15 protein-coding genes are annotated in these 16,626 nt (G+C 40.5%); 14 read left to right on the top strand and 1 reads right to left on the bottom strand.

Annotated features, from left to right (window positions below):
- Nucleotides 1-87 precede the first annotated feature (87 nt).
- From EHQ64_RS18675 to EHQ64_RS18660, 4 genes are all read left to right on the top strand, one after another.
- The gene (locus EHQ64_RS18675) at nucleotides 88-1,002 is read left to right on the top strand and encodes an alpha/beta fold hydrolase (protein WP_135651321.1); all 915 of its coding nucleotides are present in this window, start codon (nucleotides 88-90) and stop codon (nucleotides 1,000-1,002) included.
- Nucleotides 1,003-1,059: 57 nt separating this feature from the next.
- On the top strand, nucleotides 1,060-1,284 hold the full coding sequence (locus tag EHQ64_RS18670) for a DUF433 domain-containing protein (RefSeq protein ID WP_135651320.1): 225 nt from the start codon (nucleotides 1,060-1,062) through the stop codon (nucleotides 1,282-1,284).
- Nucleotides 1,274-1,636, top strand: a complete 363-nt coding sequence (locus EHQ64_RS18665; RefSeq protein ID WP_135651319.1) for a DUF5615 family PIN-like protein — start codon at nucleotides 1,274-1,276, stop codon at nucleotides 1,634-1,636. Before EHQ64_RS18670 ends, EHQ64_RS18665 begins: the two co-directional genes overlap by 11 nt.
- Nucleotides 1,637-1,807: 171 nt before the next feature.
- Nucleotides 1,808-2,179 (top strand): hypothetical protein, encoded by a 372-nt coding sequence (locus EHQ64_RS18660; RefSeq protein ID WP_210410892.1) that lies wholly within the window; start codon nucleotides 1,808-1,810, stop codon nucleotides 2,177-2,179.
- Between the two features lies 1 nt (nucleotide 2,180).
- Here EHQ64_RS18660 and EHQ64_RS18655 read toward each other — a convergent pair whose 3' ends face one another.
- Nucleotides 2,181-2,954: an exodeoxyribonuclease III gene (locus EHQ64_RS18655; protein WP_135651317.1), complete on the bottom strand. Its 774-nt coding sequence runs from the start codon at nucleotides 2,952-2,954 to the stop codon at nucleotides 2,181-2,183.
- A gap of 66 nt (nucleotides 2,955-3,020) precedes the next feature.
- Here EHQ64_RS18655 and hisD point away from each other — a divergent pair, with 66 nt between their 5' ends.
- From hisD to EHQ64_RS18605, 10 genes are all read left to right on the top strand, one after another.
- Nucleotides 3,021-4,313, top strand: a complete 1,293-nt coding sequence (gene hisD / locus EHQ64_RS18650) for a histidinol dehydrogenase (protein WP_135651316.1) — start codon at nucleotides 3,021-3,023, stop codon at nucleotides 4,311-4,313.
- Nucleotides 4,310-5,161, top strand: a complete 852-nt coding sequence (gene panC / locus EHQ64_RS18645; RefSeq protein ID WP_135651315.1) for a pantoate--beta-alanine ligase — start codon at nucleotides 4,310-4,312, stop codon at nucleotides 5,159-5,161. Before hisD ends, panC begins: the two co-directional genes overlap by 4 nt.
- Before the next feature lie 4 nt (nucleotides 5,162-5,165).
- Complete coding sequence (gene mfd, locus EHQ64_RS18640; RefSeq protein WP_135651314.1) at nucleotides 5,166-8,603, top strand: transcription-repair coupling factor; 3,438 nt, start codon at nucleotides 5,166-5,168, stop codon at nucleotides 8,601-8,603.
- A 50-nt stretch (nucleotides 8,604-8,653) separates the two neighbouring features.
- Nucleotides 8,654-9,397, top strand: a complete 744-nt coding sequence (locus tag EHQ64_RS18635; protein ID WP_135651313.1) for a lipoprotein LipL31 — start codon at nucleotides 8,654-8,656, stop codon at nucleotides 9,395-9,397.
- 20 nt (nucleotides 9,398-9,417) lie between these two features.
- Nucleotides 9,418-10,263, top strand: coding sequence for an undecaprenyl-diphosphatase UppP (uppP, locus tag EHQ64_RS18630; protein ID WP_135651312.1), 846 nt, complete (start codon nucleotides 9,418-9,420; stop codon nucleotides 10,261-10,263).
- 29 nt (nucleotides 10,264-10,292) lie between these two features.
- Complete coding sequence (locus tag EHQ64_RS18625; protein ID WP_135651311.1) at nucleotides 10,293-13,238, top strand: LPS-assembly protein LptD; 2,946 nt, start codon at nucleotides 10,293-10,295, stop codon at nucleotides 13,236-13,238.
- Between the two features lies 1 nt (nucleotide 13,239).
- Nucleotides 13,240-14,655: an undecaprenyl-phosphate glucose phosphotransferase gene (locus EHQ64_RS18620; protein WP_135651310.1), complete on the top strand. Its 1,416-nt coding sequence runs from the start codon at nucleotides 13,240-13,242 to the stop codon at nucleotides 14,653-14,655.
- 21 nt (nucleotides 14,656-14,676) lie between these two features.
- Nucleotides 14,677-14,967 (top strand): Asp-tRNA(Asn)/Glu-tRNA(Gln) amidotransferase subunit GatC, encoded by a 291-nt coding sequence (gatC, locus tag EHQ64_RS18615; protein ID WP_135651309.1) that lies wholly within the window; start codon nucleotides 14,677-14,679, stop codon nucleotides 14,965-14,967.
- Entirely contained in the window at nucleotides 14,964-16,424 is a 1,461-nt protein-coding gene (gene gatA / locus EHQ64_RS18610; RefSeq protein ID WP_135651308.1) for an Asp-tRNA(Asn)/Glu-tRNA(Gln) amidotransferase subunit GatA, read from the top strand. Before gatC ends, gatA begins: the two co-directional genes overlap by 4 nt.
- On the top strand, nucleotides 16,421-16,626 hold a 206-nt coding region (locus tag EHQ64_RS18605; RefSeq protein ID WP_246048843.1), incomplete at its 3' end, for a HisA/HisF-related TIM barrel protein. The genes gatA and EHQ64_RS18605, both read left to right, overlap by 4 nt.

Here is a 16,626-nt window from a genome sequence, read left to right as displayed (position 1 = left end):
GAACTACTACAAATTTTAAGATCTTCTTCCTTTCCAATAGACTTCCATCTTAGAATCCTAAAATCTTGCTTCTATATAGAGGAAGAGATGGAATTTGAAAAAAATAAACTTCAAGCGAACGGCTTAGAGTTCGATCTGCTAAAATCGGGAAAGGGAAAAAAACTGGCGTTATTCCTACATGGCTTTCCGGATGATGCGGCCTCTTTTCTACCCTTAATGGAGAAATTCTCCGAAGTAGGATTTACTTGTTATTCTCCTTATTTAAGAGGTTATTCAAAAGGATCGATCCCTTCCGATATCCGAGAAGGGAAGAATAAAACTGTCTCTATCGCAGATCTAGCCCAAGATCTCGATTCTTTGTTAGAAGCGATCCGTAAGAAGGAGAAACCGGAAAAGATATTTATCATCGGTCATGATTGGGGAAGTATCATCGCTTCTTCTCTCGCGAATTTATCCCCTAGATCGTTCGATGTTCTTGCTCTATTATCCGTTCCTCCGTTACCTGTGTTCATAAAAAATCTGGCATTTAATCCATCTCAAATTTTCAGAAGTTGGTATATTCTATTTTTCCAATTTAGATTTGGGATCCCAGAGAGATCTATCCAAGAGGGAGATTTTTTAAGAAAATTATGGAGAGATTGGAGCCCAAACTGGGTTTTGCCTGAAGAAAGATTTAGGGAGATCAATCAAAACCTGAAAGATCCAAAAATTTTAGAAACCGCACTCGGATATTACAGAGGGCTTCTTACTCCAGATTCATTTAGAGATTGGAATCGAAGTAGAGAATTAATATTTCGAAAAATTTCTGTGCCTACAATTCTTTTAAGTGGAAGTGAAGATCATTGTATATCAACTTCTATGTTTGATAATTTAGGATCTTCTTTCCGGGCGCCTTACGAATTTCATAGTATCTATAATGCCGGGCATTTTCTTCCATTGGAAGTTCCTGATAAATTGTTTTCCTTATTATTTGAATTCTGGAAACGATATTCCGAGAACTAAGCTTGATTTTAATAAAAAACACTTGTGAAAAGATCGAAAATATCATAAATTTCAAATATGAGTTATGAAGAGCGTTTAAGCGCTGACCCTAAGGTTATGTTAGGAAAGCCAGTGATCAAACATACTCGGCTCTCTGTTGATCTAATATTAGAACGTCTTGCTGAAGGAATGAGTATCCAAGATCTTTTGGAAGCATATCCTGGAATTTCAAAGGAAGATATCCAAGCCTGTCTCTCTTATTCAAGCGATATAGAATCTAAGGAAATCACAGTTGCCGGTTAAGTTACTGGCAGATGAAAATGTTGATTTTAGAATTATCCGAAAGTTAAGAGAGTCAGGATACAAAGTTTTTTCTATCTTAGAAGACTGCAGGGGAGTTAAGGATTCGCAAATTGTTAGTTTGACTTACAAGTTAGATTGTATCTTACTCACTCTGGATAAGGACTTCGGAGAGTGGGTCTTCGCTCATAAACAAACCTTAAACGGAATTATATTCTTAAGATATCACGCAAAAGATTTCCAAAAAATTCCGGATGCTATTGCCACTCTTCTTCAAAACCAAGGAGAAAACCTGAGAGGCAAATTTGTAGTTCTTACTTTAAAGAAGGTCCGTATTCGAGAGATCCGATTATAGGCTAATGATTTCGGATTAACTTATACAAGCTCTTTGCATAACGACCTAAGTTCGAATCACCCGTTTTTTCTAGATTTTTCCTGCCAATCCTTGCATTTTTTTTCCAAAAATGGAAATTTGTTTGCGTTGCACTAAGTCTTATAACTTAATAAACGATATATAGAGATAGAAATGGCTTTATTGGATAAAATAGTTCAGGAATTCAAAAACAGGTTTTTTGAGACCGTTAAGGTTCCGGTACAGGTGCATTCTTCCTCCGGGGATTTTTCAGCAACCTGGGAGGGGATCGAGGGTACTGCTTTAAGTTTTACTCTAGATCGTTTTCATCCGGATCCGGAAGGAACAAACGCAGTCATCGAGATTCGTGTTCCTTTTTGGAAAGATCCTTTGTTATTCTCCGGAAAACTTTTGGATAAGAAAGTAGTACGCTCCAAATCTCCTGAAAGAATTACGGATACAGTTTTAGTATTCGAATCGGAACTTTCTGAATTTTTAAAAAAGAATCTTCCTAAAATAGAGTTAACTCTTCCTAAGAAAAAATAATTTATTTCTTAGGAAGATCTACTTCTAAGATCATCGCTGCATGGTCTGATAGCAATGGGTCTTTTTTAACTGTCAGCTTTTTCAGTTTTGATTTTAGTTCCGGAGTAACGAAGAAATAATCGATCCTCCATCCCTTATTATTTCCCCTTGCTCCTGCACGAAAAGTCCACCAAGTATATTCTTGTTTATCCGGATATAATTCCCTAAAACTATCTATCCAACCAGTTGAAAGAAATTTAGTAACCCAGGCTCTTTCTTCGGGTAAGAAACCGCTATTTTTTGCATTTCCCTTTGGATCATGGATATCTCTTTCCGTATGAGCGATGTTTACGTCTCCGCATAGGATCAAGTTCGAATGTTTCTTCTTTAATTTGGCGGAGATTTTCAGAAATTCTTCTAAGAATCTCATTTTTGCAGCCTGTCTCACATCACCCGTTGTTCCGGAAGGAAAATAGACCGTCCATATCGCGTAAGAGTCGAATTCCACTAAGACACTTCTTCCTTCTCTATCGAATTCTTCTATGCCGAGTCCATAGGTTACTTTTTTAGGTTCCTTCTTCGTCCATAAAGAAACCCCTGAGTAGCCCTTCTTCTCCGCTGAATGAAAATAGGCTTTGTAACCTAAGGATTCCCAAATTTCAGGACTTAATTGGTCCGGTTGGGCCTTGGTTTCTTGGAAACAAACAAAATCCGGTTTTTCGGAAGAGAGAACATCTCCTAGGCCTTTTCCCCAGGCAGATCGAATACCATTGCAGTTGAGACAGAAAACTTTCATACGGCTTTAAAAGAGTTCCCAGGATTTTCGGGATGCGAAGTCAGGGCAAAGAAAAAAAATGTCCTTATGAGCATTCGTATCCGGGAAGTAGGTAAGGGATTTTCCTTTGAACCGATCCTCCAAAGGGCAAAACAGGATCTAAATGATACCTTGTCCTTGGTACGTCCTATTTTGGACCGGGTTAGAGAAGGCGGGGACTCTGCGGTATACGAGCTTACCCAAAAATTTGATGGCGTCCGTCCGGATCATTTTGTGCATCCGATCTCTGAGTGGAAAGGAAAAGCGGACTCGGAACTTGTTTCCGCATTGGAAAAAGCCAAAGAGAATATAGAGGAATTCCATAAGGCTCAGATCCCTAAAGATCTGGACGTCAATATTTCCGGAAACACTTTAGGAATTCGTTATACTCCAATCGAATCCGTCACTGTTTATGCTCCTGGCGGAAAAGCATTATATCCTTCTACCATTCTTATGGGAGTGATCCCTGCAAAAATTGCGGGAGTTAAACATATTCAGATCGTAACTCCTCCTCAAAAGGAAGGGATCCCGGACGGTCTTTATGCGGCGGCAAAGATTGCAGGTGCGGACGCGATCGTTACTGTGGGTGGTGCCCAAGGAATTGCGGCAGCGGCGTACGGAACGGAAACAATTCCTCGTTCCGAATTTGTGATCGGGCCTGGGAATAAATTCGTAACTGCGGCTAAGATCATTTTGAGCGGACAGGGGATTATCGGGATCGATAGTCCAGCGGGCCCAAGTGAGGTCCTTGTGATAGCGGATGATTCTGCAAATCCGAATTGGGTTGCTGCGGACCTACTTTCTCAAGCGGAACACGGAGAAGATTCTGCAGCGATACTTTGTACTGATTCTATGGAATTTGCTAATAAAGTTTCTGATGAGATCGACAAGGCCTTAAAAGAGAGACCTAAGAGAGAATCGATCAAAAGAGCTTCTATCGAAAATGAGAGCTGGATATTAGTATTTCCTAATTTAGAAGATTGTGTTTCTTTTTCTAATCTTTATGCCCCTGAACATTTGGAGATCCAAACTAGGAATTATAAGGAACTTTTTCTTAAGATTACTCACGCAGGTTCCGTTTTTTTAGGGCCTTATTCTCCTGTTGCCATGGGAGATTATATCAGTGGTACGAATCATATTCTTCCAACGGCTGGAGGAAGTAGGATCTTTTCTTCTCTAGGAGTTCTTACTTTCTTAAAAAGAGTGACTTATCAGGAAGTTACCAGGGACTCTTTGGAAAAATTATACCCTTATGTAAAGGTTCTCTCCGAATTCGAAGGTTTGGATGAAGAACATGGAAATTCTGTAAAAGTAAGACTTCCAAATAACGGCAATTTATGATCGTATCCAAGGACCCAAACGAAGTTAGAGAACAGATCCTTTCTTGGAAATCGCAAAAACTTTCTGTAGGATTTGCTCCTACGATGGGTTTTTTGCATGAGGGACATGCGAATTTATTCGTTCGATCTTCTTCCGAAAATTCCAAAACTGTAGTTTCTATTTTTGTAAATCCAGCCCAGTTCAACGATCCGGAGGATTATGCAAAATACCCGGTGAATACCGAAGGTGATCTGGAAATTTGCAAAAAATCTAAAGTGGATCTAGTTTTCCTTCCTGAAAAAGATACGATGTATCCGGGTGGAATTCCTGAGGTCGAGCTTAAGATCCCACATCTGATGAAAAATTTGGATGCGATAACTCGGCCTGGGCATTTCGAGGGAGTTCTTCTAGTGCTCTCTCGTTTATTCCATTCGATCCCTGCAGATCGTTCTTACTTCGGGAAAAAAGATTATCAGCAATATTTGATCGTAAAAGATTTCGTAAAGGCTTTGGGATTTCCTATGGAGATCATCGGAGTCGATACTGTTCGTTCTCCGGAAGGTTTGGCTTTAAGTTCTAGAAATGCAAGACTGACAGATTCGGAGAAAGAAGAAGCGTTACTACTTAGTCGAGCATTACGTTTAGGAGAAAGCCAGATCCGAGGAGGAGAGAAAGATCCTCAGGAAGTTTTGAATGTGATGAAGGACGTTTTGGATTCTTCTTCCAAAATTACTACGGATTATCTGGAAATCTTAAATGCAGATACATTAGAAGAATTGCATATTTTAAAAGGGGAAGTCTTGCTTGCTGTAGCTGCATTTTTAGGGCAGGTCCGATTGATCGATAATATAACCGTTCGGGTATCTTAATCTTATGTCGAAAGTTTCTTCCGCTCCTGCCGATTGGAAAAAACCTTTAGAGAATATTCTTTCTGACACGAAAGAAAGATCAAAGATCTCTTCTGTTCCGAGTTCCGTGCATTCCTTACTTACTTCCGTTCTTTTTCAGTCACAGAAAAATTCGAAAGTGGTGATCTCTCCTACGAATACGGAGGCGGAGTTCTTATATAGAGAAAGTCTGAGTTATTTGGATCCGGATTCTGTATGTTATCTTCCCGGTCAGGAAGTTTTGCCTTACGAATATTTACGTTATCCTCAGGAAATGAAGCGAGAAAGGATCCAAGCATTGGCGAGGATACTTTCGGGAGAAAAGGTCTTAGTTTTTACTTCCGTGTCCGGTTTTTTGAAAACTCTCCCGGAAGCCTCCGCACTAAAAGAGAGATCCCTAACTGTTAAGCTAAACCAAGAGATCGAACCCGACAATCTTATGAGGGAGCTCGTTCGATTAGGTTATCATCGTGTGGATATGTGTGAGGCATTCGGTGAATTCAGTCTCAAGGGCGGGATCTTGGATGTATTTTCCTCTTTTTCGTCAGATCCGATCCGTATCGATTTTTTTGGGGACGAAGTGGAATCGATACGAACATTCGATCCGGAAACCCAAAGATCTTTGGAAAATTTGCAGGAAGCATTCCTTCTTCCCGCGGACGAATTTATACTTACTGATAAGCAGAAAGAGCAGTATAGAGATCTGATCTTAAATGCTGATAAATCCTTACATCTTCCCGAGGTGCCGGATAGTTCGGGTGGGACTTATTATGAAGAATTGATCCCAATGGTCCGGGAGAATAAAGGAATATTATCTTTTTTTAAATCAAAGCCCGGGCTTATATTTCCGGATGCTAACGGCGTAAAAGAAAGATATTCCCATTTGCTCCGAGAATATGCTTCTCTCTATGAAAAAAGAAGTGCCGAGATCTTATGTGCTCCACCTTCTTATTTACTAAGAGACATCGAAGAATCCGAACTTGTGGAAAATGCACAAGGGATCTCTTTTACTCAACTTCCTCCTTCTAAGCCGGAAGATATTATCTGTCCTTTGAAAGAGGCTCCAGCATTTAAAGGAAAGATCAGGGAAGTTAGGGAAAAGATCGGAGAATTAAAAAAAGAAGAAGGTTGGAAGATCATTTTGACCTCTTCTTTCGAAGCCCAAACCCAAAGGCTCTTGGGACTTTTTGGATCGGAAGGTATTAGTCTCCTAAATTCAGAAAAGGGAGAGCCTGAGCCTATTTTATTTCCTTCTAAATCCGGGCAGAATGTTTATTTAGTCGTTTCTGAAATCCGGAACGGTTTTATTTGGGAAGAAGAGAAAGTCCTATTTCTTTCCGAGAACGATGTATTCGGAAGAGAATATAAACGTAAGACCCGTTTTAAAAAACAAAATAGCAAAGCGATACAAAGTTTCTTAGATCTAAAAGAAGGAGACTTTGTTGTTCACGTAAACCATGGCGTAGGTAAATTTCTAAAAATTGAAAGAGTCAACGCCGGAGGGAAGGAAAGAGATTTTCTAAAACTGGAATATTATGGCGGAGACACGTTATTTGTTCCTTTGGACCAAATTTCTCTTGTCCAAAGATTCATCGGAGGAACGGAGAGGCCGAGATTAGATAGTCTAGGGAAAAGCACTTGGAAAAAAACCAAGGACAGAGTCCAAAAGGCTGTCGAAGGACTCGCTGAAGATCTGGTCCGTATGTATTCGAATAGGATTAAACTCCAAGGATATTCTTTTCCTCCTGATACGATCTATCAGGAGGAGTTCGAAGCTGAATTCGAATACGAAGAAACTCCTGATCAGATAGAAGCGATCGAAGCTGTTAAAAAAGATCTAGAATCACAGAAACCTATGGATCGTTTGATCTGCGGAGACGTAGGTTACGGAAAAACAGAAGTTGCGATCCGGGCCGCTTTTAAAGTGGCGATGGCCGGCAAACAGATCCTAATGCTTGCTCCTACAACCATTCTCGCATTACAACATTATAATAATATGAAGAAGAGGTTCGAGAATTATCCGATTACTGTGGAGTTAGTGTCTCGATTGAGGACTCCCGGGGAAACGAGAGACGTTCTAAAGCGTTATTCTGCCGGAAAAGTGGATATGGTGATCGGAACTCATGCGGTTCTTGCGAATTCCGTTCAACCTAAAAACCTTGGACTTCTCATCATAGATGAGGAGCAGAGATTCGGAGTGAATCATAAAGAATCCATTAAGAAGATGAAAAATTTAGTGGATGTGCTTACTCTTACGGCGACCCCGATCCCTAGGACTTTACATATGGCTTTGACCGGGATCAGAGAACTTTCCATCATCGCAACTCCTCCCAAGAATAGGCAAAGTGTAGAAACCTATATAATAGAAGAGGACGAGGAAGTCCTACGAGACGCGATTCGCAACGAACTTGCGAGAGAGGGTCAAGTATTCTATCTTTATAATAGAGTGGAATCGATTGAACAAGAGACCAAACGATTGAATGAGATCGTTCCGGAAGCGGCGATCGGAGTTCTTCACGGTCAGATGACTGAGGAAGAGATAGAAGAAACTCTCGTGGATTTTTATGCCAGAAAATTCGACATTCTAGTTACTACTACGATCATTGAATCCGGGATCGATATTCCGAATGTGAATACTTTGATCGTTAAAAGAGCAGATTTATTTGGGCTTTCTCAGCTCTATCAGATTAGAGGTAGGGTAGGAAGAAGTGACCGAAAGGCATTCGCGTATCTTCTACTTCCTAAAGACAGAGTAGTAACTGAAGACGCGGAAAAACGTCTGAATACAATTTACGAATACCAGGAATTGGGTTCTGGATTCAAAGTTGCAATGAGGGACTTGGAGATCAGAGGAGCCGGAAATCTTTTAGGAAAAGAGCAGTCCGGCGATATTATGGAAGTGGGCTTTGATCTATACGTGCAAATGTTGGAAGAGGCGATTGCAAGGATTAAAGGAGAAGAGGTCAAGATCGAAGTTCGCACAGCGATAAATTTAGATTCGAATTTCTTTATACCTGAATCTTATATTCCGGATACAAGACAGAAAATAGAATTTTATAAACGTTTCGAAGGCGCGAGAGATCTGGAAGAGATTGATGAAGTGACTCAGGAGATGACCGATCGTTTCGGAGAACCTCCGGAAGAGGCAAAAACTTTCTTAATGTTGGAAAAGATCCGCACACTTGCCTCAGCTTTAGGTTTCGAGTCCGTATCCGAATTAGGGGAAGAGATCCGGTTAAAATTAGGAGCCCATTTCTTGGGAAGTTATGACAAAATTGTAAACTTGATCTCGGCTAGGATGGGTCTGACCATGAATCCTAGAGAACCGAATGTGCTTGTCTACGTTCCGGGAAAAGCGAACCAAAAGGACAAACTTGTGAAACTTGTGTACTTCCTAACCGAAATGTTACCCGACAAAAAGTAATGGACGCCAGGGCCGGTTCTCCTATTTTTTGCGTAGGAATTCCAACACAGATGAAACGGCTATATTTCTCTTTCACTTTACTCTTAACTTTTTTCTCATTCGTTTATTGCGGGGACGGAACCCCTGTTATCGAGTCAATCGATGGTAATAAGATCACTACAGCAAGTTTCGAAAGCGCTTTCGATACCGCTTTGGATACTCTAAGCCGTACTCAAAATATCGAAAAGAAGAACGTAATTAAATTTTTAACCGAAGAAGAAAGTAAAGTTCCTCAAAGCTTCCTTCAATTAAGGAACGAATTTAGAAAAAGAAAGTTTTTCGATCGTTATCATGAGATGATGGTTGTTAAATCCGCAGCAGACAAAAGTGGTTTCAGCAAAAGATCCGATATTAAAGAAATTCTAAAATTCCAAGAAATGCAGCTGATCTACGGAATGTATATCGCTGAACAGATCGAATCCAGAATTAAGATCACCGAGCAAGAGTTAGCTTACGGTTGCCAAGAACTTCGCGCAAAGTATAAACAAGCAGAAGCTCTTACTCTGGAGCAGTGTTATGATGCTGCAAGAGCTCAGATCAAAGGAAAAAAATCCGAAGAGGTTTATAAGTCCGTTCTAGATAGGATCAAAGAAACCGTAGCGATCAAACATAATGATAAGTTCGATCTGGAAAAATATCTGGATAAAGAGTTCACTTTCCCGGATGTTAAAAAGGACGAGACCCCGACTCCTAGTGCCGAGGAGACCAAGGCTCCGGAGGCTACTCCAACACCGGCGCCAGAAGCGAATAAGTAATCAGAATATATTTCAACGAATTGAATTCATATCTAAACGCAATCTTCCGTAGTGTGATTGAAGCCATTACGGAATTCTTACCGGTGTCCTCCACAGGACACCTTTTCTTATTCTCCTCATTCTTTCCTTTTTCGGAAGGGGCAGATTTCGACGATCTTTTCGATATATTTATCCAAAGTGGCGCGATCCTTTCCGTAGTGATCTTGTATAGAAAGAAGTTTTGGGACCAAGGAAGTTCCGCAGTCCGTTTTCTTCTTCGTAAAGAAGAGAATAAAGAGGGATTTCTTTTCTTAACTCGGGTAGTGATCGGATTTTTGCCGATCCTCGCCGCTGGGTTTTTGTTTCGGAAATTTTTAGATACGATCAAGGCGAGAGAAGATATTTTAGCGATTTTAGGTGGAGCTTGGTTATTCGGTGGGATCCTGATCTTGATCTCGGAGTTCTGGTTCCAAAGAAGAGCGAAAGTTAGGGAAAGCGAGCCTGTAGGAACAAAAGATGCGATCCTAATCGGGATTTTTCAATGTCTCGCATTGATTCCCGGGGTTTCTAGATCGGGGGCAACTATAGTAACTGCAAGATTTTTAGGGAAAGACACACGTAGCGCGGCCGAATTCTCCTTTTTCGTAGCTGTTCCGGTCCTCTTCATAGCTAGCGCTTATAAACTATATAAGCATAGAGCCATTCTGAATTTGGACAATTTACCCATCTTAAGCTTAGGTTTTTTAGCCTCATTTTTACTTTGTTTTTTCGTGATCAAATGGTTCTTAAAGTATCTCCAAAGCCATTCTTTTACGGGATTCGGTTGGTATCGAATAATCCTAGGAATTGGCGTGTTGACCCTATATAAATTAGTGATGCAGGACTGACCCGACACGATAGTGTGGCTTAGATCGGAATGCGCCCCTGGATCCGAAATTGTCTATTTTTACTTTTTTTGCCTAATTTGCTTTGGGGGCAACCGGTCGACCTAGGCCCTCGTAGTTCCGGCAACGATCCAAACTCGGAAGACGACACCGGACGTTCCGTAGTAAAGACTAGAAACCGTCTTCTCTCAAAATCGATAGAAGTTTTGAGTGAAAGAGAAGTAGACGAGCAACTCGAAAATCTTGGACTTTCTAGAGAAGGCTCCATTTATACCAGACGTAAAAGATTAAAGGCAGCATTAGGTGAGAAGGAAGACAATAAACCTGATCTCGCCGCGTTAGCCGGAACATCAAAGAAAGACTTGCCAATGGTGATCGAGAACGCCGCAGAAGGGGAACTCATGCGTGTGGACCAAACCAAGGGTGGAGTCCTTGTTTTGCGGGGAAGAGTTCGTATCAAACTTAGATCCGGGACTCTTGAAGCGGAAACGATCTCAGTGGATTCGGATCGCCAAGAAGTTTATGCTGAAGGTGGGATCAAATTCGAAGACGGTCGTGCCAAAATTACCGGCGATAAATTCATCTATGATTATAGACTAGATAAGGGTGTTGTCTATAATACGAAAGGGACAGTGGCTCCAGCTTACTTCTTCGGTGAGAAGGTCAAAAAGTTGGATGATAAACGTTATATGCTGGAAATGGGATATTTCACGGCGTGTAATGCGGAGAAACCCCATTATTCATTCCAAGTAGATAAGGTTGTGCTCTACCAAGACCGTACTGTTGTAGGAACTAACGTAAGGTTCCAAGTTGGAGGTACGACTGTATTTTGGCTTCCTTTCTTTTATAATAATAATTTAGGCAACGGTTGGACCACCCAAGCAGGTAAGAATAATACCCAAGGACTTTTTATCCAAAACTCCCTTCAATGGTCCACAATCCCAACCTGGTCTTGGACTCCTATGGGATACAAGTTCAGAGCGGACTTTTACGAGAAAACTGGCCAAGCATTCCAAATGGAAATGTGGAGGCAGAGTGCAAACCTCAATTATTTGATCGATATAGGTTATGCGAACCATAAGGCATATCAGATCACTACCGGCTTTGAAGATAGATTTGCGAACTACGGACTCGGAACAAGTGCAGTTACGAACCAAGTGGACAAGGGAAATTATTGGGGAACCAATATCCCGAATATCGGAGAAGATCGAGATCCATGGTGGAAGGGACGAATCTTTCTGAATTCGAAGATGAATAATACGGAAAAAGACGTTACCCGAAACCTTTCCATTCAATATGAAAATTTTACGAACCGTCTTTTCGAATATGAATACGGGAATAGATACCAGCCAAGCAATAGTTTGCAATCTTTGTACACATTCAGAGATGTCCGTTACGGATATGTGCGAAATAACTTAGAGTGGAAATTGGATTATACTGAGAATAGGGGAGATCTTTCGGTAAATATCAATATGAAGAGAAATATGCTCTTCTATAATTTATCTCCTCTAACTAAGTCCGGATATTTTCCTACGGTAGACGTTTTGCCTTCCGTTACGATCAAAAATAGTTCCGAGATCGCAAGACTTCCTCATTTTGAAACTCCCGTGTATTGGGATGTGTATTTAACGAATACATTATTAAGATTTTATGGTGTTCCTACTCAGGATAAATTGAAGATCCCTACATCCGACGGAAGTTACGATAATCCTAACGGGGATTATAAGGACAATCTACTTAGAACCCAAGCTTTCTTACAGGGAGAAATGGGATTTAGGACTTCCATGAATTTTGGAAGTTATGTTTCCCTGGCACCGAGTATTTATTATGGAGCCAAAAAACAGTCTGCTCAACTTCCTGCAGGAAATACGGATACTGTTTCTACGAATTTTACTTCTTTGGAAAGAAGTCTTGCGAGGGACAGTTACCAATATTTTAGAACGAATACGAATTTAAGGATCGGAGCGCCGATCTTATTTCTCAATACTACTTACCGTAAATTGGAAGCGGAGAAGCCTGAATTACAGGATCCGATCCTGATGAAAAATAGACAGCATGAGTTGGAACTTTCCTTGGAAAGTTATGCTTTGGAAAATTTTGAGATCTCTCTTAAGACGATTCGAGATCTCAGGACTTTTTCGGATGAATATCAACCTCAGCCTACAAGCCAGGAAAGATGGTATTACACGGTTTTCCGTTTTGCGGGTCATATCGATTTCTTGGAAGGTTTCAGTAAAAGGAAAAGGACACTTCTGGAGAAAAAAAGGAGTTTTTACACCGGATTATTCTTTAATAACGATTTTGTATATCATACTCCTCTGCATCGCCCTTTGTCCAATAACTTCACTCTTTCTTATAAGATGGGAGGATTTAGACTTCCTTTCTTGAGATATATACGAGAGCTTGAGGTCGGCGGGACATGGTATCATATATATTATGCTTCTATGATGGATAATTATAGAATATACGCTAAGGCGAGTATTGATATTACAAGAGAATTCGGTATTGAGGCTGAAATCGATTCCAGGGTCACGGAGCCTTGGAGATATACGAATCAAACGGATAATTATTATTATCAAAGATATATCCTGAACACGGATCCTACTTCTCCGTTCACTTCTATGAATATGAATCCTACCAATTTGGGCCAGGATATCTTGAATGGTTCCGGAATAAACGGGACCCAAGCTAGACAAACCACTGCGATGAACGTCAACCGTGCAATGGCTGTTCTAAAATATAATTTGCATACTATGAATTTTAGATTAGGTTTAAGTAGTGATCTGAGATCCGTTCCGGGAGGAACAACCGGTGCGAGCCAGGTTACTTTTTACGACCAATCGATATTTTTCTCTATTTCTTTAACTGATTTCAGTTTGGGGCAGGAAGATTCAGCTCAACTTTCCAGGATCCGTCTATTCAGGTTTAGAAAACGTCCGTTTAGGGCAGGTTATACGGAAGGAGTTGAGTCCGAATAAAATGCTGAAAGAAAGAAGCCAAACTTTTAAATTATTATTCGTTTCCTTGGATTTGGTCTTTTCCTTGGGAAGTTGTGTATTCGCATTCCTCCTAAGATTTTATATAGGAGATCCTACAGGCATAGATAGATCTTATATCGACCTAGGAAGTTACTTTATATTAGCTTCCGTTCTTTCCGTATCCCAAGTAGTCGTTTTTCTATTCATAGATCTCTATCATCCAAGAAGAGGGCTTTCATTTTTGGATGAATTTCTTCCGATCATTGGAGGAGTATTCTTAAATCTTCTATTCGTTCTTTCCCTGTTATTCTTTTTCAGAGGAGATTTTGGAAGCGAAAGATTCTCCAGATCCTTCATCCTCGTATTTGCAGGAACCAATATTGTATCGATCGGAGTATTACATCTTCTTGCCCGTCAATTCTTAAGATATCTGAGAAGTAAGGGATATAATTTAAGAAGAGTACTTGTGATCGGAGTGAGAGAGACCGCTTCCCGTTTTGCGGATTCCGTACAAAGGCATCAGATCTATGGATACCAGATCATAGGTTATGTTGGTTCCGGAAATTCAAAAGCTCTTCGTAAGGATATGAAAATACTCGGTAAGACGGAAAAGATAGAAAAAGTTCTCTCCGAGACAAAACCTGATTTGGTCGTTTACGCTTTGAATAACGCAGAAGGAGATTTTCTGGAAGCGGTTTTAGATGCCTGCGACACGGAAGGGATCGATTTAAAAGTGATTCCAGGTTTCCAAGAGTTTATCAAAGCAAAAGGTAGAGTGGATGAAATGGACGGGCTTCCGGTCATTTCTATCCGAAATATTCCTGTACGTTTAGGCTATAATAGGGTAATTAAAAGAAGTTTTGATATCTTATTCTCCTTATTCTTTATTGTACTGTTTTCTCCCGTATTTTTAATCCTGGCAGCACTCATAAAACTTACTTCCAGAGGGCCGGTTTTCTATTACCAAGAGAGAGTAGGTCTGGATAATAAAAGTTTTAAGATGATCAAATTTAGAAGTATGGTAGTCCAAACGAAGGCCCAGTCGGAGACTACTTGGACTGTCCAGAATGACCCGAGAGTTACTACAATCGGCAAGATCATAAGAAAGACCTCCCTTGACGAAATACCTCAGTTTTTTAATGTGCTTTTAGGAGACATGTCTGTCGTGGGTCCGAGGCCCGAAAGACCTCATTTTGTCGAAAAATTCAAAACGGATCATAGACATTATATGAGAAGGCATGCTGTCAAGGCGGGAATTACCGGTCTTGCACAAGTGAAAGGTCTCAGAGGAGACACTTCCATCGATGATAGGATCGACGCCGATATCTTTTATATAGAAAATTGGTCTCTTTGGTTGGATATTAAGATCATCCTACTTACACCTCTTAAAGGTGTGTTGGATAAGAATGCATATTAAGGGGAAAGGAGAACGAAGGCCGTGAACCTAAATGAAGAATCCCTTCAAAAAATCGCAGAGCTATCTAGGCTCAAAATTGATCCGAAGGATATCCAAAACTTTCTTTCGGATTTTAATAAAGTCCTGAACTACGTGGATACGATCACAGAATTAAATGTGAGTTCAGTATCTGACGAAGAGCTATATCCGAACGAAGGAAATTCAGTTCGTCCCGATAAGGTTGTAGAAGGGCTGAATCGTTCTCAAATAGAATCCTTTGCTCCTAGTTTCCAAAACGGGTATTTTGTAGTACCTAAGGTAATCGAAACATGAAAGAACTTTGGAAATTAAAATATTCTGAAATCAAAAAAGGATTAAATTCCGGAGAATTCACTCCGACCGAACTAGTTCAATCTTTGATCTCTAGAGTAGAAGCAGAAGATACTAAAATTAAAGCGTTCTTATCTTGGGAAAAGGAATCCATTTTAAAAGCGGCTTCTGAAAGTACTGAAAGAAGAAAATCAGGAAAAGCCTTATCCGAATTTGACGGGATTCCGATCGGAGTGAAGGATAATATTTGTATCGAGAATACGATTACAAGTTGTGCTTCCAAAATTTTGGAAAATTATCGTTCTCCTTTTCATGCGACTGCGATCGAAAAACTTTTAGCAAAAGGTTTCGTATTAATCCCTAGAGCAAATATGGATGAGTTTGCAATGGGCTCTTCTACCGAAAACTCCGCGTATCAAATTACGAAAAATCCATTTGATACTACACGTATTCCCGGAGGATCTTCCGGAGGTTCTGCCGCCGCAGTTGCTGCTTCCTTTGTTCCGGTCGCTTTAGGATCGGATACTGGAGGTTCGGTTAGACAGCCTGCTTCTCTTTGCGGGATCTATGGGTTGAAACCTACATATGGAACTGTTTCAAGATACGGTCTCGTAGCTTATGCTTCCAGTTTAGATCAGATCGGGCCACTTTCCAAAGATATAGAAGGTGTGATCGATGTGTATTCTATCATTTCCGGAAAAGATCCTAAGGATGCTACTTCGAAAAATATTCCTGCATTCGATCCTTCTAATGTGAAAGAACTTCCTTGGAACGGATTAAGGATCGGTAAAATGAAAATGACATCCGAGATCGAACCGGATGTCGCAAAGGCTTACGAATCACTTCTTTCCGAATTGGAATCTAAGGGAGCGAAACTCGTAGATTTGGATTTTTCTCTTCTATCTAATTCTATCCCGATCTATTATATCATCGCGACGGCGGAATGTTCTTCGAATCTATCTAGATTTGATGGAATTCGTTTCGGGCAAAGAAAAGATCCTACAGGAAAACTAGAAGATCTATACGTTGCAAGTAGAAGCGAAGGATTCGGTAAAGAAGTTCAAAGAAGGATCCTTCTTGGAACATTCTCCTTATCCGCAGGTTATTACGACGCATATTATGGAAGAGCTCAGAAAGCAAGAGTTCTGATCAAAAAGGAATACGAAGGTTATTTTTCCAAAGTTGATTTGATCCTACAGCCGACTTCTCCTACAACCGCGTTTACCGTAGGAGAAAAAACTTCTGATCCGATCCAAATGTATAAGGCAGATATTTTAACTACTTCGGTGAATTTGGCAGGAGTTCCTGCAATGTCTGTACCGATCGGCAAAGATTCCAAAGGACTTCCGATCGGATTACAGATCACAGCTCCGGTTTTGGGAGAAGATAAAATATTCGGTTTTGCTAAAATGATCTCGGATTGGGCGGCCAAAGTAGAATTGCCCGAAACAATCCGATGAGCGAACTCGCCGCAAGGATCATTCCCTGCCTCGATATAAAAGACGGTAGGGTCGTTAAAGGAGTCAATTTCGTAAACTTAGTGGATGCAGGTGATCCTGTAGAATCTGCTGTAGCTTACGAACAGAACCTTGCGGACGAGTTATGTTTTCTAGATATCACTGCCTCCAGTGATAAAAGAGATATTCTTATTCATTTAGTAGA

The sequence above is a fragment of the Leptospira sarikeiensis genome (genome assembly GCF_004769615.1).
Lineage (GTDB): Bacteria > Spirochaetota > Leptospiria > Leptospirales > Leptospiraceae > Leptospira_B > Leptospira_B sarikeiensis.
Note: the sequence above shows the minus strand (reverse complement) of the source record. Positions and strands in the feature narration are given on the sequence as shown.